Origin of the sequence: Nonomuraea sp. NPDC026600 (assembly GCF_040638335.1) — a bacterium.
Taxonomy (GTDB): Bacteria; Actinomycetota; Actinomycetes; order Streptosporangiales; family Streptosporangiaceae; genus Nonomuraea.
On sequence record NZ_JBEZYD010000001.1, the window covers coordinates 258,276 to 276,798 of the forward strand.

General features: G+C 71.0%; 19 protein-coding genes. 11 read left to right on the forward strand and 8 right to left on the reverse strand.

The window, feature by feature from the left end; all coding sequences use genetic code 11:
• The first annotated feature begins 14 nt into the window (after nucleotides 1-14).
• On the forward strand, nucleotides 15-584 hold the full coding sequence (locus tag AB0F17_RS01235; protein WP_358014224.1) for a MarR family transcriptional regulator: 570 nt from the start codon (nucleotides 15-17) through the stop codon (nucleotides 582-584).
• On the opposite strand, the gene AB0F17_RS01240 is transcribed toward AB0F17_RS01235, so the two are convergent.
• Nucleotides 507-2,096, reverse strand: a complete 1,590-nt coding sequence (locus tag AB0F17_RS01240; RefSeq protein WP_358014227.1) for a hypothetical protein — start codon at nucleotides 2,094-2,096, stop codon at nucleotides 507-509. The two genes, AB0F17_RS01235 and AB0F17_RS01240, sit on opposite strands and share 78 nt — an antisense overlap.
• The gene (locus AB0F17_RS01245; protein ID WP_358014230.1) at nucleotides 2,093-3,004 is read right to left on the reverse strand and encodes an ABC transporter ATP-binding protein; all 912 of its coding nucleotides are present in this window, start codon (nucleotides 3,002-3,004) and stop codon (nucleotides 2,093-2,095) included. The genes AB0F17_RS01240 and AB0F17_RS01245 overlap by 4 nt, the downstream gene beginning before the upstream one ends.
• Nucleotides 3,005-3,062: 58 nt before the next feature.
• Between AB0F17_RS01245 and AB0F17_RS01250 the strand changes: the two genes are divergently transcribed.
• The 3 genes from AB0F17_RS01250 (at nucleotide 3,063) to AB0F17_RS01260 (ending at nucleotide 5,043) form a co-directional block, all read left to right on the forward strand.
• A complete protein-coding gene (locus tag AB0F17_RS01250) occupies nucleotides 3,063-3,533 on the forward strand; it encodes a MarR family transcriptional regulator (protein ID WP_358014233.1) in 471 nt (156 codons plus the stop codon).
• Nucleotides 3,534-3,651: 118 nt separating this feature from the next.
• On the forward strand, nucleotides 3,652-4,731 hold the full coding sequence (locus AB0F17_RS01255) for an exo-alpha-sialidase (RefSeq protein WP_358014236.1): 1,080 nt from the start codon (nucleotides 3,652-3,654) through the stop codon (nucleotides 4,729-4,731).
• Between the two features lie 3 nt (nucleotides 4,732-4,734).
• Entirely contained in the window at nucleotides 4,735-5,043 is a 309-nt protein-coding gene (locus tag AB0F17_RS01260) for a hypothetical protein (protein ID WP_358014239.1), read from the forward strand.
• A 26-nt stretch (nucleotides 5,044-5,069) separates the two neighbouring features.
• Here the strand turns inward: AB0F17_RS01260 and thyX are convergent, their stop codons facing one another.
• The gene (thyX, locus tag AB0F17_RS01265; RefSeq protein WP_358014242.1) at nucleotides 5,070-5,852 is read right to left on the reverse strand and encodes an FAD-dependent thymidylate synthase; all 783 of its coding nucleotides are present in this window, start codon (nucleotides 5,850-5,852) and stop codon (nucleotides 5,070-5,072) included.
• Nucleotides 5,853-6,004: 152 nt separating this feature from the next.
• Here thyX and AB0F17_RS01270 point away from each other — a divergent pair, with 152 nt between their 5' ends.
• A complete protein-coding gene (locus tag AB0F17_RS01270) occupies nucleotides 6,005-6,355 on the forward strand; it encodes a DoxX family protein (protein WP_358014245.1) in 351 nt (116 codons plus the stop codon).
• Nucleotides 6,356-6,368: 13 nt separating this feature from the next.
• The gene (locus AB0F17_RS01275) at nucleotides 6,369-6,872 is read left to right on the forward strand and encodes a MarR family transcriptional regulator (RefSeq protein ID WP_358014248.1); all 504 of its coding nucleotides are present in this window, start codon (nucleotides 6,369-6,371) and stop codon (nucleotides 6,870-6,872) included.
• Here AB0F17_RS01275 and AB0F17_RS01280 read toward each other — a convergent pair.
• The 4 genes from AB0F17_RS01280 to AB0F17_RS01295 form a co-directional block, all read right to left on the reverse strand.
• The gene (locus AB0F17_RS01280; protein WP_358014251.1) at nucleotides 6,869-7,651 is read right to left on the reverse strand and encodes an ABC transporter permease; all 783 of its coding nucleotides are present in this window, start codon (nucleotides 7,649-7,651) and stop codon (nucleotides 6,869-6,871) included. The two genes, AB0F17_RS01275 and AB0F17_RS01280, sit on opposite strands and share 4 nt — an antisense overlap.
• Nucleotides 7,648-8,481 (reverse strand): ATP-binding cassette domain-containing protein, encoded by an 834-nt coding sequence (locus AB0F17_RS01285; protein ID WP_358014253.1) that lies wholly within the window; start codon nucleotides 8,479-8,481, stop codon nucleotides 7,648-7,650. Before AB0F17_RS01285 ends, AB0F17_RS01280 begins: the two co-directional genes overlap by 4 nt.
• Before the next feature lie 119 nt (nucleotides 8,482-8,600).
• Nucleotides 8,601-9,758, reverse strand: coding sequence for an amidohydrolase family protein (locus AB0F17_RS01290; RefSeq protein ID WP_358014256.1), 1,158 nt, complete (start codon nucleotides 9,756-9,758; stop codon nucleotides 8,601-8,603).
• Nucleotides 9,759-9,846: 88 nt separating this feature from the next.
• Nucleotides 9,847-11,976 (reverse strand): anthranilate synthase component I, encoded by a 2,130-nt coding sequence (locus AB0F17_RS01295; protein ID WP_358014259.1) that lies wholly within the window; start codon nucleotides 11,974-11,976, stop codon nucleotides 9,847-9,849.
• Nucleotides 11,977-12,265: 289 nt separating this feature from the next.
• Between AB0F17_RS01295 and AB0F17_RS01300 the strand changes: the two genes are divergently transcribed.
• The 3 genes from AB0F17_RS01300 to AB0F17_RS01310 all read left to right on the forward strand — a co-directional run bounded on the left by AB0F17_RS01300 (nucleotide 12,266) and on the right by AB0F17_RS01310 (nucleotide 16,309).
• Nucleotides 12,266-13,714, forward strand: a complete 1,449-nt coding sequence (locus AB0F17_RS01300; RefSeq protein ID WP_358014262.1) for a glycosyltransferase family 39 protein — start codon at nucleotides 12,266-12,268, stop codon at nucleotides 13,712-13,714.
• A 94-nt stretch (nucleotides 13,715-13,808) separates the two neighbouring features.
• Nucleotides 13,809-15,386 carry a CocE/NonD family hydrolase gene (locus AB0F17_RS01305; protein ID WP_358014265.1) on the forward strand — a complete coding sequence of 526 codons (1,578 nt, stop codon included), beginning with the start codon at nucleotides 13,809-13,811 and terminating at the stop codon, nucleotides 15,384-15,386.
• Complete coding sequence (locus tag AB0F17_RS01310) at nucleotides 15,368-16,309, forward strand: WYL domain-containing protein (RefSeq protein WP_358014268.1); 942 nt, start codon at nucleotides 15,368-15,370, stop codon at nucleotides 16,307-16,309. The genes AB0F17_RS01305 and AB0F17_RS01310 overlap by 19 nt, the downstream gene beginning before the upstream one ends.
• A 32-nt stretch (nucleotides 16,310-16,341) precedes the next feature.
• Here the strand turns inward: AB0F17_RS01310 and AB0F17_RS01315 are convergent, their stop codons facing one another.
• Nucleotides 16,342-17,232 carry an SDR family oxidoreductase gene (locus tag AB0F17_RS01315; RefSeq protein ID WP_358014271.1) on the reverse strand — a complete coding sequence of 297 codons (891 nt, stop codon included), beginning with the start codon at nucleotides 17,230-17,232 and terminating at the stop codon, nucleotides 16,342-16,344.
• A gap of 77 nt (nucleotides 17,233-17,309) precedes the next feature.
• Between AB0F17_RS01315 and AB0F17_RS01320 the strand changes: the two genes are divergently transcribed.
• Together AB0F17_RS01320 and AB0F17_RS01325 are read left to right on the forward strand one after the other, a co-directional pair.
• Entirely contained in the window at nucleotides 17,310-17,858 is a 549-nt protein-coding gene (locus AB0F17_RS01320; RefSeq protein ID WP_358014274.1) for a VOC family protein, read from the forward strand.
• Nucleotides 17,858-18,514, forward strand: coding sequence for a carboxymuconolactone decarboxylase family protein (locus AB0F17_RS01325; RefSeq protein WP_358014276.1), 657 nt, complete (start codon nucleotides 17,858-17,860; stop codon nucleotides 18,512-18,514). The genes AB0F17_RS01320 and AB0F17_RS01325 overlap by 1 nt, the downstream gene beginning before the upstream one ends.
• Nucleotides 18,515-18,523 lie beyond the last annotated feature (9 nt).

The following is an 18,523-nucleotide window of genomic DNA, read 5'->3' on the forward strand; positions in this document are numbered from 1 at the left end:
ACGGAGAGGCGTGCATGGCCGAGACGTTCGATGGTGACCAGGAGAGCGAAGGCGCGCGGTTCATGGAACGCTTCGCCATGATCATGTCGGAGTCGGGTTATCCGCGGATGGCGGCCCGGGTCTTCGCCGCGCTGCTGGTCTCCGGGGAGGGCAGGCGTACCGCCGCCGAGCTCGGGGACCAGCTCGGCGTCGGGCCGCCGGCGATCTCCGGCGCGGTGAAGTACCTGATGCGGGTCGGGATGATCACCCGCGAGCGGGACCCGGGGCAGCGCCGCGACCACTACCGCGTCGACCAGGCGGCCTGGTTCAAGGCGACGTCGTCGAGCGATGAGGTCTACCGTCGGTTCGAGGAGGGCGCCCGCGACGGGCTGGCGGTGTTCGGCACCGACACCCCGGCCGGGGAGCGGCTGGATGAGATCCAGCGCTTCTTCGCCTTCCTCCGCGGCGAGGTGCCGAAGCTGATGCGCAGGTGGCAGGAGCAGAACGCGGCCCTGAAGGACGGCCGATCACGCGAGGTCGCGCCGGCGCAGCCCGATGACGCCGAGCGCGGTCAGCGCGGCGGCGACGGCGGTCAGGGCCAGTAGCGAGGCCGCCGACGTCTGCCCGAGCACGACCCAGGGCACGTGCACGAAGGGGATGATCTGCAAGAACGCCTCGTCCACCTGCCCGAGCAGGCCGAAGATGTCCAGCAGGATGAAGGCCACCCAGACGCCCCAGCTCGCCATCGCCAGGCGGGGCAGCAGTCCGGCCAGCGCCGCGGCGATCCCGGTCATCACCCACACGGCGGGCAGGTAGGCCAAGGCTCCCGCGCACACCTGCGGCAGTCTGCCCAGGTCCCCGCTGCTCAGGCCGTACCCGAGACCGGCGGCGGTGCCGAGTACGGCCAGCACGACCGCGGGGCCCGCCGCGGCGATGAGGAGGTGGCTGAGCGCCCAGCGGGCGCGGCTCACCGGGGTGACGAGCACGAGGTCGGCGCGCCCGGCCGTCTCCTCCGCGCGCAGCCGCAGCGCGGACATGATCCCGTAGGCGGCGACGATCCAGGCCAGCATGGACAGCAGGAAGTTGAGGAAGAAGTCGACGGGCCTGGCTCCCTGTCCCCCGACCCCGGTGACCATGTCCATGATCTCCGGGGCGTCGATCTGGCCGTCCAGGCCGCCGGTGACGGCCCCACCGAGCGCGAGACCACCGGCTCCGAAGCCCACCGACCACGCCAGGACCTGGCCGCGGTGCAACCGCCAGGCCAGGGCCAGCGGCGTCCGCAGGCCGGGCGCCGCCGTGGCGGGCCCGAGCCGCGGCGGCAGCAGACCGGCGGCGAGGTCTCTGCGGACCGACAGCGCGTAGGCCACGGCGGCCAGTAACGCGACGAGGACCAGCAGCAGGACGAGGATCCACCAGCGCTCTCCCGCGAAGGGGCGCACACGCAGCGTCCAGCCCAGCGGCGACAGCCACGACAGCCAGTCCGCCCCGCCCGCGTCGCCGACGGCGCGGATCAGGAAGAAGAGGACGAACACCCCCACACCGAGGCCTCTGGCCGCGGCGGCGCCCTCCGTCGCCTGCGCGACGACGGCGCCGACGGCGGCGAACGTCCAGCCCGCGGCGGCCAGCGAGAGCCCGAGCGCGAGCGAACCGCCCGCGGGCAGCCCGCCACTCATCAGCACCAGCGACATCAGGACGGCGATCAGCAGGTTCGCGGCGAACACCACGGCCAGCACCGCGGTCAGCGGCGCGTGCCTGCCGACCACCCCCGCGCCGACGAGCTCGCGGCGGCCCGACTCCTCGTCCACGCGGGTGTGCCGGATGACGAGCAGCATGCTCACCAGGCCGAGCAGCATCGCGCCCGAGGAGCCCACGGTCCACGCGGTGAGCCCGCCGACGCTCGAATCGAACACGATGCCGCGCATGGCGACCTGGGAGGGATTGGCCATCGCCGCCCTGGCGGTCGACTGGAGGGCCTCCGTGGTCGGGTACAGCTTGGCCGTGCTGCCGGCGATGGCCGACGGATAGACGGCGGCCAGGAGACCCCAGAGGGGCAGGATCAGGCGGTCGCGGCGCAGGACGAGACGGGCGAGAGTGCCCGCTCCGGTCAAGGCGCTCATTGGTGCACCTCGTGCTTGCCCCGCGGCGCCGAGCGGTAGTGGCGCATGAAGAGGTCTTCCAGCGTGGGCGGGGCGGCGGTGATGTTGAGCAGGCCCCGCGCGGTCAGGAGGGAGAACAGCTCGCCGAGGTGCGCCGGCTCGACCTGGCAGCTCACCCGGTTGCCCTCGACGCGCAGGTCGTGGACGCCGGACACGCCGGCCAGGCCGACCGGCTCACGGGCCAGCTCCGCGGTGACCGAGGTGCGGGTGAGATGGCGCAGCTCGGCCAGTGTGCCGGTCTCGACGACGTGCCCGCCGCGGATGATGCTCACCCGGTCGCACAGGGCCTCGACCTCGGACAGGATGTGGCTCGACAGCAGGACCGTGCGTCCACGCGCCTTCTCCTCCGCGACGGCCTGCCTGAACACCGCCTCCATCAGCGGATCGAGTCCGGAGGTGGGCTCGTCCAGGATGAGCAGCTCCACGTCCGAGGCCAGCGCGGCGACCAGGGCGACCTTCTGCCGGTTGCCCTTGGAGTAGGCGCGGCCCTTCTTGCGGGGGTCGAGCTCGAACCGCTCGATCAGGCTCTTCTTGCGCTGCGGATCGACACCGCCGCGTAGCCGGCCCAGCAGGTCGATCACCTCTCCGCCGGACAGATTGGGCCACAGCGTCACGTCGCCGGGCACATAGGCCAGGCGGCGGTGCAGCTCGGTGGCGTCGGCCCAGGGGTCGCCGCCCAGGAGGCTCGCCTTGCCGGAGTCGGCCCGCATCAGGCCGAGCAGGATCCGGATGGTCGTGGACTTTCCCGCGCCGTTCGGTCCGAGGAAGCCGTGCACCTCACCGGTGCCGACGGTCAGCTCGAGATCGTCGAGCGCACGTGTCCGGCCGAAGGTCTTGACCAGGCCGGACACGGAGATCGCGTTCGTCATGCTGGACAAGCTACACTAAATTCACGAAATTCGTGAAATATGAACATAGGAGTGTGGAATGACGAGGACAGATGAGCAGCGGTTCCTTGATCGATTCACCATGATCATGTCCGAGTCGGGCTACCCCCGGATGGCCGCGCGCGTGTTCACCGCGATCCTGCTCTCCGAGCACGGCCGGCGTACGGCCGGCGAGCTCGCCGAAGAGCTCGACGCGGGTCCGTCGGCGATCTCGGGCGCGGTGAAGTACCTCATCCAGGTGGACATGCTGGTCCGCGAGCGGGCACCCGACCGGCGGCGCGACCACTACCGCGTGCACGAGTCGGCGTGGTACGGCGCGATACGGTCGGCCCGCGAGGTGTTCCGCCGCTTCGAGGAGGGCGCCCGCGAGGGCGTGGCCGTGTTCGGCGCCGACACCCCGGTCGGCGCCCGGTTGGAGGAGACCAGAAGCTTCTTCGCCCACCTCAGCGATGAAGTCCCCGAACTTCTCCGGAAATGGCGGGAAATGCCACCGCCCGCGTCGGCCCCCTGACGCCGTAGCCCGCACGGCCTCTTGCGTAATCGCGCAGCAAATCGCCCAGTCCTCGGCGTTCCTGGTCAGGGCGTGGCACGATGGCGAGAAGCGAACACGGGAGCGATGGGAGCTTGACATGGGCGACGCAGTGCTCGCGATCGGCACCCGCAAGGGCCTGTTCCTCGCCCGCTCGGCGGACGGCGGCCCGTTCGAGGTCGCGCCGATCCAGTTCTCCACCGTCGGTGTGACCTCGGTGGCCATCGACACGCGCGGCACCGCGCCCCGGATCCTCGCGGGCATCGAGTACGGCCACTTCGGCCCTTCGGTGATGTACTCCGACGACCTCGGCGAGACCTGGCAGGAGGCCGAGCGTCCCCCCATCGCGTTCCCCGAGAAGACCGGCGCGACGCTGACCCGGGTGTGGCAGCTCGCGCCGTCGCCTTCCGAGCCCGAGGTGGTCTGGGCCGGGGTGGAGCCGGGCGCGCTGTTCCGCTCGGAAGACCGCGGCGTCACCTACGAGCTGGTCGGGGGCCTGTGGGAGCATCCCCACCGGCAGCACTGGCAGCCGGGCGGCGGCGGGCTGTGCCTGCACACGATCATCAGCCATCCGGCCGACCCGAAGATCATGGGCATCGCGGTGTCGACGGGCGGCTTCTATCGCACCACTGACGGCGGCCTCTCGTGGGAGGCCGCCAACCAGGGCATCCGCGCGCCGTTCATGCCGGAGGGGCAGCAGTATCCCGAATACGGGCAGTGCGTGCACCGGGTCGGCATGCACCCGGCCCGGCCCCAGCGGCTCTTCCTGCAACACCACTTCGGCGTCTACCGCAGCGACGACTTCGGCGGCTCCTGGCACGACATCGGCTCGTCACTGCCGTCCGACTTCGGCTTCCCGATCGCGGTCCATCCCGCCCGGCCGGACACGGTCTACGTGCTGCCGCTGAACGCCGACATCGACCGCACTCCGGTCGATCACCGCTACCAGGTCTTCCGCAGCGACGACGCGGGCGAGACCTGGCAGCCGCTGGAGCGCGGACTGCCCGAGGGGCCGGTCCACGCGAGCGTGCTGCGTGACGCGATGACCGCCGCCGAGGCCGGGGTGTTCTTCGGCACCCGCGACGGCGAGGTCCACTGGTCACGAGACGACGGCGACACCTGGTCGGCGGTCGCCCGGCACCTGCCCGACGTGCTCAGCGTACGCGCGGCGGTGCTGTAGCCCATGGCGAAGAACGTGATGATGGTGGTCTTCGTCCTGCCCAACTCGCTGCGCCGCTGGGTGAGCGGCCACAGCGAGGTGAAGGTCTTCGCCGTCGCCGCCGACCACGACGCCCCGCCGACCCTCGGCTCCGCGCTCGACACGCTGCGCCGTACGCATCCGCTGCTGGAGGAGCGGCTGCGGGACGACTGCGGCCGCATCCGCCGGCACATCCACATGATCGTGTGCGGCGAGAACGCCCGCGGCCTCGGCGGCCTCGACTGCGCGCTGCCGCCGGGCGCCGAGGTCTACGTCATGCCCGCGCTCGCCTGATCACCCGGGCTGATCACACCTGCTGATCACACCTTGCGCCAGCCCGGGACCCAGGCCCCGTCCTGGATGACGTAGTCGCCGAACAGGGCGGGCGCCTCCTTGACCATGAGCTCGCCGATGTGCTGGAACAGCAGCCGGATCTCCTCCTCGGCCCCCGCCGCCGTGCGCGCCTCGATCGTGTGCCGCAGCGTGCGTACGTTGGCCGTCCAGACCAGGCCGGTGGCCAGCCCCTCCGGGGCGAAGCGGCGCATGAACGAGGTGCGGTGCTTCTTCTCCGAGAACTGCACACCCTCCTCGTCGAGCCCGAAGTGGCCGGCCATCCAGACCTGGAACTGCTCCATCTGCTCCAGCAGGGCCGTGGCCCGCTTCATCAGCTCGGGGTCGGACTGGGCCCACTCGGGGAACCAGAACGGCAGCTCGTCGAGGCGGACGAAGCGCAGCGACTCCTGCGAGATGGCCACCCCGGGCCGGTGCCGGACGAGCTCGTGGGTGAGCACGCGGCTGACGTTGTGCAGCACGAAGCTGAAGTTGAGGTGCTCCAGCACCGAGCCGTGGGCGCTGGCCAGGATGTTGCGCAGGTAGTCGCCCTGGTCCTCGCGGATGCGCACGACGTTGGGGTTGAGTCCGGGCTCGAAGGAGCGGTAGCAGAGGCGCCCGGCGAACTCGGCCAGGTTCTGTGCGTCGAGGTCGCCCCGGTCGAGCCGCTCCAGCCAGCTCTCCCCGCCGACCTCGCCCAGGTAGCGGGCGAGCTCGTCGTAGTCGAGATCAGGACGGGCGACGAGGAACACCTCGGGTTCGACGGTGCGCATGGAAGAGCCCCCGCTCGGGTTAGGCGATGTGATGGCCCCAGCAAACCAGGTCGCGGACCCGCGCGCGACTCGGCACGGGGTCCGGCTGAACACTTGTCGCTTCAACTTTTTCGCCCTACAGTCAGAGACCCAATAACTTGAAGGGACAACTTATGGATGTCGTCCTCTGGATTCTCCAGGGCCTGCTCGCCGTCGCCTTCCTCGGCTCGGGCGTCATGAAGCTCACCCAGCCCAAGGACAAGTTCAAGGCTCGCATGCCGTACGTCGAGGACTTCAGCCAGCAGCAGATCAGGGCCATCGGCGCGGTGGAGTTGCTCGGCGCGCTCGGCCTGGTACTGCCCTGGGCCACCGGCATCGCCCCGATCCTCACGCCCCTGGCGGCGGTCGGCCTCGGCATCACCATGATCGCCGCCGCCGAGGTCCACCGGAGGCGCAAGGAGAACTTCGCCGTTAACCTGGTACTGCTGGCGATGGCGGTCATCGTCGCGGTCGGCCGATTCTGACACTGGGGGTCCGTTGGTCGAGGGGCTCGACCATGACGAGCAGCGGGCCTGGCAGGGCCTGCTCGCGGTGATGCTCGTCGGCATTCCGCAGGTGGAGCGTACGTTCCGCACATACGGCCTGGTCCACATCGAGTACGGCCTGCTCAACATGCTGTCCACTGGGCCGTTGCGGCTCAGTGACCTGGCCACCCTGGGCAACGTCTCGATCAGCCGTCTCAGTCACCGGGTCAGCAAGCTCGTCGAGCGCGGCTACGTACGGCTGCGGCCCGCCGAGAACGACGGCCGGGCCAGTGTCGCCGAGATCACCGACGAGGGGCGGGCGGTCGTCGCCGCGATCGCCCCGGAGCACGCGCGGGCCCTGCGTGAGGTGCTGTTCGACCACCTCACGCCCGAGCAGGTCGCCGCGCTGGCCGACGCCATGCAGAGCGTCGGGGCCAAGCTCGGCGCCTGCATGCAGGACGGCCGCCCGAGAGAACAGGCCGGCCCGGACCGGACCGGCTCCACAGGTTGCGGCTAGGTGATGTCCCGCCGGATCGTCGTGGCCGAGGCGACGACCGAGAAGAGCACCGCGTAGCCGAGCAGCACCACGGCGCCGGCCCAGGCCGGCAGCAGATAGTCGGTGCCGAGCCCGAGGTCGACGCCGCTGTTGGTCACCGCGCCGCCCGCGCCGGCCGGCGTCCACTTGCCGACGGGCCGCAACGCGGGGATCGCGTTGACCAGCGCCTCGATGATGAACACCCACACCACCGCGGCGACGATCGCGCCGAGCTGGTTCTTGATCAGCGCGCCCAGCCCGACGCCGAACAGCGTGTAGAGCACCAGCACGGCCAGCACGCCCGCGGCGATGCGCAGGATCTTCGCGGACAAGACCAGCTCACCGTGGGACAACGGGACGGACACGGCCACCGCGACGGCGGTCAGCGCCAGCACGACCAGCCCGAAGGCCAGCCCGACGACCACCCCCGCACCGAGCTTGGCCATGACCACGCGCTCGCGCCTCGGCGTGGTGAGGAAGGTGGTGGTGATGGTCTGGTAGCGGTATTCGGCGGTCATCATGACGACCCCGAGGATCATCGGGAACAGCGCGCCGCTCGCCCCGAGCCCCCACATCAGCTCCTGGAAGGGCACGGTGTCCCTGCCGGGGAAGATGGGCTGGCCGTTCGGCCCGCCGCTCTGGCCCGCGAACCCGATCGTGAGACCGAGCTGCAGGAGCACGTAGGCGATCGTGACGGCCAGCATCACCCACCAGAGCCTGGTGGTGCGGAGCTTGAGCAGCTCGCCCTTGATCAGCGTCATCGGCCCTGCTCCTCCCCGGTCAGCTCCAGGAAGACCTGCTGCAGGTCGGAGCGCTCCTGGGCGACCTCGCTCAGCACGACCTTCGCGTCGAGCGCGATCTGGCCGATGCTCTCGGCCTCGAGGCCGCTCACGCGCAGGAACCCGTCATGCCGCTCGACCGTCGCTCCGGCGCGTTCGAGGGCCGGGACGAGCTCGTCGGCGCGGGTGGTGCGTACCCTGACGGCCGCGTCGCCGTTGGAGACGAGCTCGGCCAGGCTGCCCTGCCGGACCAGCCGGCCTTTGGCGATGATCACCACGTTGTCGACGATCTGCTCGACCTCGGCCAGCACGTGGCTGGAGACCAGGACGGCGGCGCCCTGCTCGTGGGACAGGTAGCGCAGGAAGCCGCGTAACCATTGGATGCCCGCCGGGTCGAGCCCGTTGGCGGGCTCGTCGAGGATGAGCACCTTGGGATGGCCGATCAGCGCGGTGGCCAGCGCCAGCCGCTGCCGCATGCCGAGCGAGAAGGTCAGCACCCGCTTGTCGGCCACGTCGGCGAGGCCGACCTGTTCCAGCGCCTCCGCGGCGCGCTCGCGGGGCAGCCGGGCCGCCGTGCAGAGCACCCGGAGATGGTTGAGGGCCGTACGGCCCGGATGGAAGTTGGTGGCTTCGAGCACCGCGCCCACCTCGCTGAGGGGATGTGGCAGCTCGACGTAGCGCCGGCCGTTGACCAGCGCCGTGCCGGAATCGGCGGTGCACAGCCCGAGCAGGCTGCGCAGGGTGGTGGTCTTGCCCGCCCCGTTCGGGCCGAGGTAGCCGGTGATCGTCGCCGGCTCCACTGTGAACGACACCCCGTCGACCGCGCGTACCGGTCCGAATGCCTTGCAAAGGTTTCGAATCTCGATCGCACTCATCGTGCGGCAATTATCACGACTTCTGGATGAATCGCACCTCCTCCCCAAGGAGGAATTCAGAGCCGGTAGACCCGGCGGGCATTGCCGGAGCCGATCATGTGGGCCACCCGGGCGGCGTCGGCGACGCTCCACTCCCCCGCGTCGAGCCGCGACTTGAGCGTGGCGGCCAGGGCCCGGCGGAAGTAGAGGGCGCCCAGATGGCCGGTCTCGGCCACGCCGCGGCAGTCGGAGCCGAAGAGCTGCTTGTGGAACGGCACCAGCTCCAGCAGCTCGTCCATGATCCGCGCGGACCCGGCGGCGCTGTGCGTCAGCGCGAGGCCGACGTCGACGTAGACGTGCGGGAAGACACTGGCCAGATAGGCGGCCTGGCGGTGGAACGGGTAGCAGTGCAGCAGCACCACCGGCACGCCGATCGGCTGCAGCGCCTTGACGAACGTGGTCATCCGCGCCGGGTCGGTGCGATACGGGCCGGGGTGGAACCCATGGCCGGGGTCGCCGAAGCCGGCGAGGACCTGCACCGGCAGGCCGCGATCCCTGGCCACGTCGACGGCGGTCCACAGCAGGTAGCGCAGCAGGATCGGGTCGGTCAGCGGCTCCTTGGGGTCGGACAGCCGGCGGTTGGCCGCCGCGATGACCGCGCCCCTGCTGGGCCTGGACGGGTCGAAGTCGAGGCCGCACCGGTAGCCGATGACCGTCGCCATCCCGACCGCTCTGGCGGCCCTGGCGGTGAGCTCCTCGGCCAGGCTGTCCATGTAGTCGAGGGCGAGCTGGGCCATCTCCGCCACGTCGTGCTCGATCTGCTCGATGCTGATGACCTCGTTCGCGGCCGCGTCGCCGTGACGGGCCAGCTCGGCGGCCGTCAGCAGTTCGGCGCCCTCCATGCCGGTGTCGACCAGGAACGCCCCGACCCCGGCGGCCCGCAGCAGCAGCCGGTTGACCTCGTCGGCGCCGAGCTCGGCCCGGCGGGCCAGATAAAGGGCGGGGGCGGTGTGCGGTTCCAGGCCGAGCACGGGCGCGCACCAGCGGCGGATGGCCGCGCCGATCGGCGCGTCGAAGTGGGTGGTGCCGGGCGGCGCCGGGCAGCCGCCCTCGTTGATCAGCAGCTCGAACTGGGCTCTGGACAGGTCGTCGCGGCGCACCCCGTGGCAGTGGTGGTCGACGAGGGGGGCCAGGAGGGCGTCACGCACCGTATCGGGCAGATCTACGGGGAGCATGCGGAGACTCTAAGTGGTCTCCGCACGCCCCCGTGGACGTTTTACCTACCGGAAAGACGCGCTGGATCCTCACCTTTGGCAGGCGGGCTCACCTGCGGGTGAGACGCAGGACGTTGGCGATGACCTTCGCGCCCGCGCCGCCCTCGGCGGTGAGGATCGACTCCGGGTGGAACTGCACGGCGAAGCGGCGCCGCTCGGTGTCCTCGATCGCCATGACGTTGCCGTCCGGCGTGACCGCGGTCGGGGTGAAGCCGACCACGCCCGCCCGCTTGGCGTGCAGGGAGTGGTAGCGGGCCGCGACGAACTCCTCGGGCAGGCCGTCGAGCAGCGCGTCGCCGCCACCCAGCCGGGTGACCTGGCCGCGCTTGCCGTGCTCGGGGTAGTCGAGCAGCTCCAGCGAGCCGCCCGCGTGCTCGACCATCGCCTGCAGGCCGAGGCAGACGCCGAAGACCGGCAGGTCGCGGGCGTAGATCTGGTCGATCAGCGCCGACATGCCGAAGTCGGAGGGCCAGCCGGGCCCCGGCGACAGGACGACGAGGTCGGGCGCCAGGTCGTCGAGCATGGCCGCCGGGAAGCCGTGGCGCAGCGTGACCACGTCGGCGCCCTCCTGGCGGAAGTAGTCGGCGAGGGTGTTGACGAAGGAGTCCTCGTGGTCGACGAGCAGCACCTTCATGCCCTGGCCCGGCTGCTCGCGGGTGTGCGTGACCGGCTGGGCGTGCGGCTCGTTGACCGCGGCCAGGGCGCCGAGCAGGGCGCTGGCCTTCAGCTCGGTCTCGCGCTCCTCGGCTTCGGGGTCGGAGTCGAACAGCAGGGTGGCGCCGGCCCTGACGGTCGCCAGGCCGTTCTTGATCTGGGCGGTGCGCAGGGTCAGGCCGGTGTTCATGGAGCCGTCGAAGCCGATGAAGCCGATGGCGCCGCCGTACCACCTGCGGGTGGTGGCCTCGTGGTCCTCGATGAACTGCATGGCCCAGGTCTTGGGCGCGCCGGTGACCGTGACGGCCCACATGTGGGTGAGGAAGGCGTCGAGGGCGTCGAACTCGGGGCGCAACCGGCCCTCGATGTGGTCGACGGTGTGGATCAGGCGGGAGTAGAGCTCGATCTGGCGGCGGCCGATGACCCGGACGGAGCCGGGCACGCAGATGCGCGACTTGTCGTTGCGGTCGACGTCGGTGCACATGGTCAGCTCCGACTCCTCCTTGACGCTCGTCAGGAGGGTGCGGATGGCCTCGGCGTCCTCGATCGGGTTGCTGCCGCGCGCGATCGTGCCGGAGATGGGGCAGGTCTCGACGCGGTCACCGCTCACCCGGACGTACATCTCGGGCGAGGCGCCGACGAGATGCTCACCCTCACCGAGGCTGATGATGAACTCGTACGGGGCCGGGTTGCTGTGGCGCAGGCCCCGGAAGAACGCCGACGGATCGGTGCAGGTGGCGTGGAAGACCTGGCCGGGCACGACCTCGAACAGGTCGCCGCGCTTGAACTTCTCCTTGGCGGCGGCCACGACCTTGGCGTATGTGCCCCGCTTCGGGTCGGCGGGCACCTCGGCGGGCTCGACGATGGGCACGGACGCGCCGGTGCGCTCCAGGCCGCGGGTGGTGGCGCCGTCGACGGTGAACTCGTAGCGGTATTCGACGCTGGTCTCGCGCTGGCGGTCGATCACCACCAGCCGGTCGGGCAGGTGCAGCACCAGGTCACGCTGGTCGTCTGGGCGGACGAGCTCCTGCCGGATCGGCTCGAACTGGAAGGCCAGGTCGTAGCCGAAGGAGCCGTAGAGGCCCAGGTGCGGATCGTCGCCCCGGAAGGCGGCGATGACCTCGCGGATCGCGGTGAACACCGTGGGCCGGCGGCTGCGCATCTCCTCCGTGAGCAGGTCGGCCGACTCGGGCACGTACACCTCGACGAAGTCGGCGGTCGGCTCCTCGACGGGCTTGCCCGCGGCCAGCAGGCAGGAGACCACGGCGGGCAGCACGACCCGGCCGCGCGCGTTGAGCGCCCTGGCGGAGATCCGGCGGCCCTTGGCGACCAGCTCCAGGCAGGGGTCGACGTAGCCGAAGGCCCATCGGCTGTAGCGACCCGGGTAGTCCATCCCGGAGGAGAAGGCGCCGCCGCGCCTCTCGCTGAGTGCCGTCACGATCTCTTCGAGCGCTTCCTCCGGCACCTGGCGTACCTCACGCTCGACGCCGATGCCCCCGGCGGTGGTATATCCGCTCGTCTCCACTGCTGCCCCTTGTCGAAAACCGATGGTTCAAACACTGATGCCCCGGGGGCGGACACGAGAAAGGCCGCCTTCCGGGGCGGCCGTCCGTTGAGGAATGCGAATCACGCGCCGCCTAGGAGCGGCGCCACCACTGAAGCTGCAACGAGATTCGCATGTGGCAAGGGTAACCGGCGCGCGATGATCACGCAACGCGCCCGCGCCGGGCGGGTCCCATCTGAGGGAAATGCCCGGCAAATAGGGGTGCGCTTGCCCTGACGGGAGTCCTGACGAGCGGCTAACTTTAGCAATCATGGAACGCCCCCCGTTACTAGCGTGGCGCTCGGTCACGCTGATCTCGATCTTGCTGTTCGCGGTTCTGCTGCTCCTCAGCGGCCGTTATGGATATCACCGCGATGAACTGTACTTCCGCGTGCTGTCCGAGCATCCGGCCTGGGGTTACGTCGACCAGCCGGCGCTGGCGCCGATGGCGGCCAAGCTGTCGATCGCCGTGTTCGGCGACACGCTCTTCGGGATCAGAGTGCTGCCCGCGCTGGCCGCGGCGATTCTCGTCGTGCTGACCGCGCTGATCACCCGCGAGCTGGGTGGCCGGGGGGTCGCGCAGATCCTGGCCGCGCTCGGCGCGGCGACCGGTGCCTACACTCTCATCGCCGGGCACACGTTGCTGACGCTCAGCTTCGACCTGCCGTTCTGGGCGGCGGCCATCCTGTTCATGACCAAGGCACTCATGCGCGAGCAGCCACGGTGGTGGCCGGCCGTCGGTGTGATCGTCGGGCTGGCGACCTACAACAAGCACCTGATCGTCATGCTGGTGCTGGGGCTGGCGGTCGGGCTGGTGACCGTGGGGCCGCGCCGGGTGCTGGCCAGCCCGTGGCTGTGGGGTGGCGCGCTGATCGCGGTGGCGCTGGCCGTACCGAACCTGCTCTATCAGGCCACGCACGACTGGCCGCAGCTCAAGATGGCGGCGGCGCTGAGCGGCGATCGGGGCGGCGAGTTGCGGGCGCTGTTCGTGCCCATGCAGCTCACGCTGTTCGGGCCGGTCGTGACCATTATCGGCGCGTTCGGCTGGCTGCGTCTGTGGCGCGACCGGCGGGTGCGGGCGCTGGCCGTCGCCTATCCCGCCGCGGCGGCGGCGACGCTGATCAGCGGCGGGCGCTTCGACTACACCGCGGGCCTGATCCTGCTGCTGTTCACGGCGGGCTGCGTGAGCGTGGAGGCGGCGGGGCTGGGCAAGGTCCGGCTGGCCCGCGGGTTCCTCGTGCTGAACGGCCTGGTGTCGGCCGTGATCGCGCTGCCGCTGATCCCGGTCGACAAGGTGGGCGCCACGCCGGTGCCGGCGATCGACGAGGTGGTGCGCGAGTCCATCGGCTGGCCGGAGTTCGCGGCCAAGGTCAAGAACGTGCTGGGGTCGCTGCCGCCGGAGGACCAGGCGCGGGCCATCGTCATGACCGGCAGCTACGGCGAGCACGGCGCGCTCGTGCGCGCCGGGATCCCGCGCGTCTACAGCGGCCATAACCAGCTCCACGCGTACGGCCCGCCGCCCGAGAGCGCCACCGTGGCGGTGATGGTGAACATCGGCCCCCGCGGCAGGGACTTCCAGTACAAGAGCTGCGAGCAGAAGGACCGCGTCGACAACGGCGTCGGCGTCGACAACGAGCTGCAGGGCATGGGCATCTTCCTGTGCCGGGAGCTCAAGCAGCCGTGGAGCGTCGCCTGGCCGTCCTATCAGCACTTCGACTGACCCCTGGGGTGCCCCCGGGGTACCGCGCCCCGGGGGCATCTGTTACTGGTAGGTAATGCGACGAGTGCGGGTCCGGCGTGACCTTCCCGTTCCGATGCCCGACGGAGTGACCCTGCTGGCCGACCACTACGCGCCGGTCAGGCCGGACCGGGCGCCGGTGATCCTGATCCGCTCGCCGTACGGCAGGCGGGGCGTGTTCGCCTGGGTGTACGGCCGGGGCTTCGCCAGGCGCGGCTTCCAGGTGGTGATCCAGAGCTGCCGGGGCGGTTTCGGCTCGGGCGGGACGCTCGACCCCCTCGGCGACGAGCACGACGACGGCCTGGCCACCGTCGCCTGGATGCGTGAGCAGCCCTGGTACGGCGGATCGTTCGCGATGTTCGGCCCCTCCTATCTCGGCTACACCCAGTGGGCCATCGCGGCCGACGCCGGGCCGGAGCTGAAGGCCATGGCCACGCAGATCACCGCCTCGCAGTTCAGGGACGCCGCCTACGTGGGCGGGGCGTTCGCGCTGGAGTCGGCGCTGAGCTGGACCACGCTGACCGACGCCATGTCGCGCCGCTTCGGTGGTACGGCGATGCTGACGGCGCCCCGGCTCACCCGCAGGGCCGTCTTGTCCGGGCGGCCGGTGGCCGAGCTGGATCTGGTGACCGCGGGGCGGCCGCTGCCGTTCTTCCAGGACCTGCTGGCGCATCACGCCGACCCGGCGGTGCCGTACTGGGACAAGCGTGACTTCTCCCCGAAGGTCGGCGAGGTGGAGGCGGCCGTCACCATGCTGGGCGGCTGGTACGACGTGTTCCTGCCGTGGCAGCTCAAGGACTATCAGGCGATGCGGGCGGCGGGGCGCCGGCCGTACCTGACGATCGGGCCCTGGTACCACGTGGACGCCCGGCACGGGCGGCCCTCCATGGCCGACGCGCTGGCCTGGTTCCGCGCGCACCTGCTGGGCGACCGGTCCGGGCTGCGGGCCGAGCCGGTGCGGTTGTACGTGACGGGGGCCGAGGAGTGGCGCGACTACGCCGACTGGCCGGTGCCCGGGGTGCGGCAGGAGCGGTGGCACCTGCGGCGCGGCTTCGGGCTCGGGACCGAACCGCCGCAGGAGGATGAGCCCGACCGGTTCCGTTACCACCCGGACCATCCGACGCCGGTGATCGGCGGGCCGGTGCTGCTGGCCGACTCCAGGCCGCGCGACCAGCGGCGGTTAGAGGCGCGGCGCGACGTGCTGGTCTACAGCTCCCCCGCGCTGGAGTCGGACGTGGAGCTGATCGGGCCGGTCGGCGCCGAGCTGTTCGTCAGGTCGAGCACGCCGTACGTGGACGTGGTCGTGCGCGTCTGCGACGTGCATCCGGACGGCCGCTCGCTCAACGTGTGCGAGGGAGTGCGGCGGCTGGGTCCCGAGCTGGCGGGGGACATTCAGGAGAGGGACATTAAGGAAAGGGACATACGGCGGGTGCTGGTGGACCTGTGGCCGGTCGGGCACCGGTTCGCGCGCGACCACCGGATCCGGGTGCACGTGGCCGCTGGGGCGTACCCGACGATCGACCGTAATCCGGGCACCGGCCGGCCGATCGGGCTCGGCGGGGAGATGGTGCCCGCCGACGTCGAGGTGTTCCACTCCCCCGAGCACCCCTCGGCCATGCTGCTGCCCGTCCTGCCATGCGCGCCGCGCGATTGATGTCGCTGCTCCTGCTGTTGCAGGGGCGCGGCGGGATGACGGCCGCGGAGCTGGCCAAGGAGCTGGAGGTCTCGGAGCGGACCATCCACCGTGACGTGCTGGCGCTGTCGGAGTCGGGGGTGCCGGTCTACGCCGACCGGGGGCGCGGCGGCGGCTACCGGCTGCTGGACGGCTACCGTACCCGGCTGACCGGGCTCGACCGGGCCGAGGCGGAGGCGTTGTTCCTGTCGGGGGTGCCGGCGGCGCTGCGGGAGATGGGGCTGCAGGAGGTGGCCGCGACGGCCCGGCTGAAGGCCGCCGCGGCGCTGTCCCCCGGCGTGCGCGACGCGCCGTCGACCGCCGCGCAGCGCTTCCACCTGGACGCGCCCGGCTGGTTCGCCGGCGACTCCCCGCCGCCGGCCGCGCTCGCCCCGCTGGCCAGGGCTGTCTGGCAGGACCTCGCGGTGACGGCCGTCTACAAGGACGCGGAGCGGACGCTGGAGCCGTACGGGCTCGTGCTCAAGGCGGGTGCCTGGTATCTGGCGGCGAGGAGCGGCGAGCGGTTCCTGATCTTCCGGGTGGACCGGTTCGGGGAGATCGGCGTGCTCGCCCGGGTCTTCGAGCGCGACCCGGGCTTCGACCTGGCGGCCTTCTGGGCGGGGCAGTCCGCGGCGTTCAGCCGGTCGCTGCTGCGCCAGACGGTCACGCTGCGGCTGAGCGAGGCGGGGGTGCGCATGCTGCGCCACATCGCCGACCCGGCCGCCCTGCCCGACGCGCTGGCCTCGCTCCAGCCCGACGGGACGATCCGGCTGGAGGTGGAGTCGGTGAAGGTGGCCTACGGGCAGGTGCTGCGGTTCGGGCCGGAGGCGGAGGTGCTCGGGCCACCGGAGCTGCGCGCCCTGGTGGCCGAAGCGGCGGCCCGGCTCGCGGCCCTCTACCGGTAGCGGCGGCCCTCTACTGGTAGTCCTCCGGGTCGTTATCGGTAATCCTCCGGGTCGGCCTCCTTTCCGGCCTCCCGCACCTCCGTGATGAAGCGCCACACGTCCGGCCTGCTGCCGTCCACGTCCGTGAACCCGTACACCTGGGCCAGCTCTCCGCTGGAGACCGACTTGCCGGACCAGCGCCGCTTGTCGGGATCGGTGGCCAGGGCGGCGACCGCGCGACCGGCGTAGGCCGGTGTCTCCGACACCGCCCAGGCGGGGTCGGGCTCGGCCTCGCGCCAGGTCTCCTCGGTGACGCCGAACAGCTCCAGCATGGCCTCCGACCGCAGGAACCCCGGCGTGAGCGCCACCGCCGTACCGTCGTGCGGCTCGAGGTCGTGCGCCTGGCTGAAGGCGAGCCGGTTCACCGACACCTTGGCCAGGTCGTAGTACGGCGAGACCCGGTAGTGGGTGTCGTTGTAGTCCGTGGTCCCGTCGGTCACCTCGACCACCAGGCCGCCCGGGTTGCGGATCAGCAGCGGCAGCAGGTGGTGGCTGGTGATGAGGTGGGTGTCGATCGCCAGCCTGAGCAGGCGCAGCCCGTTGTCCAGGTCGTGCTTCCACACCGGCGTGTCCCACTCGTACAGCGGCTCGCCGCCCCACACGTCGTTGACCAGCACGTCGAGCCGCCCCTGCTCGCGGTCGATCCGCTCGGCCAGCGCCTTGACCTGGGCCGGATCCAGGTGGTCCACCCGCACCGCGATGCCGGTGCCGCCGGCCCGCGTGACCAGCTCGGCCGTCTCCTCGATGGTCTCGGACCGGTTCAGCTCCGAGCGGCCCTCACGCGTCGATCTGCCGGTGCAGTACACGGTCGCGCCGACCGCGCCCAGCTGGATCGCTATTCCTCGTCCCGTTCCGCGGGTCGCGCCCGCCACCAGAGCAATCATGGAGCCATGCTCGCCCGGAAAGAGGACATCTCATGTCATGTTTTTCGCGGGAGCCCTGTGATAAGTAAAGAGTTACTATGAACAGCGAATTCGAGCTGCGCGGGGTCAACCACATCGCACTGGTCTGCTCGGACATGAAGCAGACCGTCGACTTCTACTCCGGCGTGCTCGGCATGCCGCTGATCAAGACGATCGAGCTGCCGATGGGCTGGGGGCAGCACTTCTTCTTCGACTGCGGCGGCGGCAACGCGCTGGCCTTCTTCTGGTTCCCCGACGCGCCCGAGGGCGTGCCCGGCGTGTCGGCGCCGCGCAACCTGCCCGACCGGGGCGAGCTGCTGTCGGCCGTCGGGTCGATGAACCACATCGCCTTCGACGTGCCGCCCGAGCGGATCGAGGAGTACCGCGAACGGCTGGTCGCCAAGGGCATCGACGTCGGCGTGCTGCTCAACCACGACGACAGCGAGTTCGGCGTGGCGCCGAAGATGCACGACGGCGTGTTCGTCCGGTCGATCTACTTCAAGGACCCCGACGGAGTGCTGGTCGAGTTCGCCGCCTGGACCCGGCCGGTCGGGCAGCCCGGCGACGTGCGGCACGAGCCGAGGACCGCCGCCGAGCGGACCGTCTGATGCCGCGCCTGCGGCCGGTGCCCCGCGAGGAGATGACCGACCCGCTGGTGGTCTTCTTCCACGACCGGCTGTTCTCGCCGGAGCGGGCGGGCACGGCGACGGGCTCGCCCGGCGACTGGTGGACGGTGTTCGCGCTCGACCCGAAGATCTTCCGGCACTGCGTCAAGGGCTTCCAGCTCTACCGGGACTCCGCGCTGGACCCGGTGCTGCGTGAGCTCGGCCAGACCAGGGCCGGGTGGGCGCGGCAGAGCCAGTTCGTCTTCTCCCAGCACTGCAAGCAGCTCCGGGCGCTCGGCGTACCCGAGGAGAAGGTGCGGGGGGTCGCGCACTGGCAGGTCAGCGACGTGTTCGGCGAGCTGGAGCGGGCCGTGCTCGCCTACACCGACGGGCTCGTGCTCGACGGCGGGCGGGTGCACGACGAGGTGTTCGCGGTGCTGCGCGCGCACCTGCCGGATGAGCAGATCCTGGAGCTCACCTACGTGACCTGCCTGTACGAGATGCACGCCACGATGGCCAGGGCGCTGCGGCTGGAGTTCGACGACCGGCCCGACCCGATCGTCGAGGTGCCGGCGCCCGAGGGCTACGGCAGCCGGGATATCGCCGACGAAGTGACCGTTCGTCGCGAGGAGCCGACCACTCGTCGATCAGTGACCTGACCGAAATAT

What these genes read in the sequence shown, in the direction of transcription:
- AB0F17_RS01235 (WP_358014224.1), top strand. Translation starts at nt 15, where the DNA reads ATGGCCGAGACGTTCGATGGTGACCAGGAGAGCGAAGGCGCGCGGTTC.
- AB0F17_RS01240 (WP_358014227.1), bottom strand. Translation starts at nt 2,096, where the DNA reads ATGAGCGCCTTGACCGGAGCGGGCACTCTCGCCCGTCTCGTCCTGCGC.
- AB0F17_RS01245 (WP_358014230.1), bottom strand. Translation starts at nt 3,004, where the DNA reads ATGACGAACGCGATCTCCGTGTCCGGCCTGGTCAAGACCTTCGGCCGG.
- AB0F17_RS01250 (WP_358014233.1), top strand. Translation starts at nt 3,063, where the DNA reads ATGACGAGGACAGATGAGCAGCGGTTCCTTGATCGATTCACCATGATC.
- AB0F17_RS01255 (WP_358014236.1), top strand. Translation starts at nt 3,652, where the DNA reads ATGGGCGACGCAGTGCTCGCGATCGGCACCCGCAAGGGCCTGTTCCTC.
- AB0F17_RS01260 (WP_358014239.1), top strand. Translation starts at nt 4,735, where the DNA reads ATGGCGAAGAACGTGATGATGGTGGTCTTCGTCCTGCCCAACTCGCTG.
- thyX (WP_358014242.1), bottom strand. Translation starts at nt 5,852, where the DNA reads ATGCGCACCGTCGAACCCGAGGTGTTCCTCGTCGCCCGTCCTGATCTC.
- AB0F17_RS01270 (WP_358014245.1), top strand. Translation starts at nt 6,005, where the DNA reads ATGGATGTCGTCCTCTGGATTCTCCAGGGCCTGCTCGCCGTCGCCTTC.
- AB0F17_RS01280 (WP_358014251.1), bottom strand. Translation starts at nt 7,651, where the DNA reads ATGACGCTGATCAAGGGCGAGCTGCTCAAGCTCCGCACCACCAGGCTC.
- AB0F17_RS01290 (WP_358014256.1), bottom strand. Translation starts at nt 9,758, where the DNA reads ATGCTCCCCGTAGATCTGCCCGATACGGTGCGTGACGCCCTCCTGGCC.
- AB0F17_RS01300 (WP_358014262.1), top strand. Translation starts at nt 12,266, where the DNA reads ATGGAACGCCCCCCGTTACTAGCGTGGCGCTCGGTCACGCTGATCTCG.
- AB0F17_RS01305 (WP_358014265.1), top strand. Translation starts at nt 13,809, where the DNA reads ATGCCCGACGGAGTGACCCTGCTGGCCGACCACTACGCGCCGGTCAGG.
- AB0F17_RS01310 (WP_358014268.1), top strand. Translation starts at nt 15,368, where the DNA reads ATGCGCGCCGCGCGATTGATGTCGCTGCTCCTGCTGTTGCAGGGGCGC.
- AB0F17_RS01315 (WP_358014271.1), bottom strand. Translation starts at nt 17,232, where the DNA reads ATGATTGCTCTGGTGGCGGGCGCGACCCGCGGAACGGGACGAGGAATA.
- AB0F17_RS01320 (WP_358014274.1), top strand. Translation starts at nt 17,310, where the DNA reads ATGAACAGCGAATTCGAGCTGCGCGGGGTCAACCACATCGCACTGGTC.
- AB0F17_RS01325 (WP_358014276.1), top strand. Translation starts at nt 17,858, where the DNA reads ATGCCGCGCCTGCGGCCGGTGCCCCGCGAGGAGATGACCGACCCGCTG.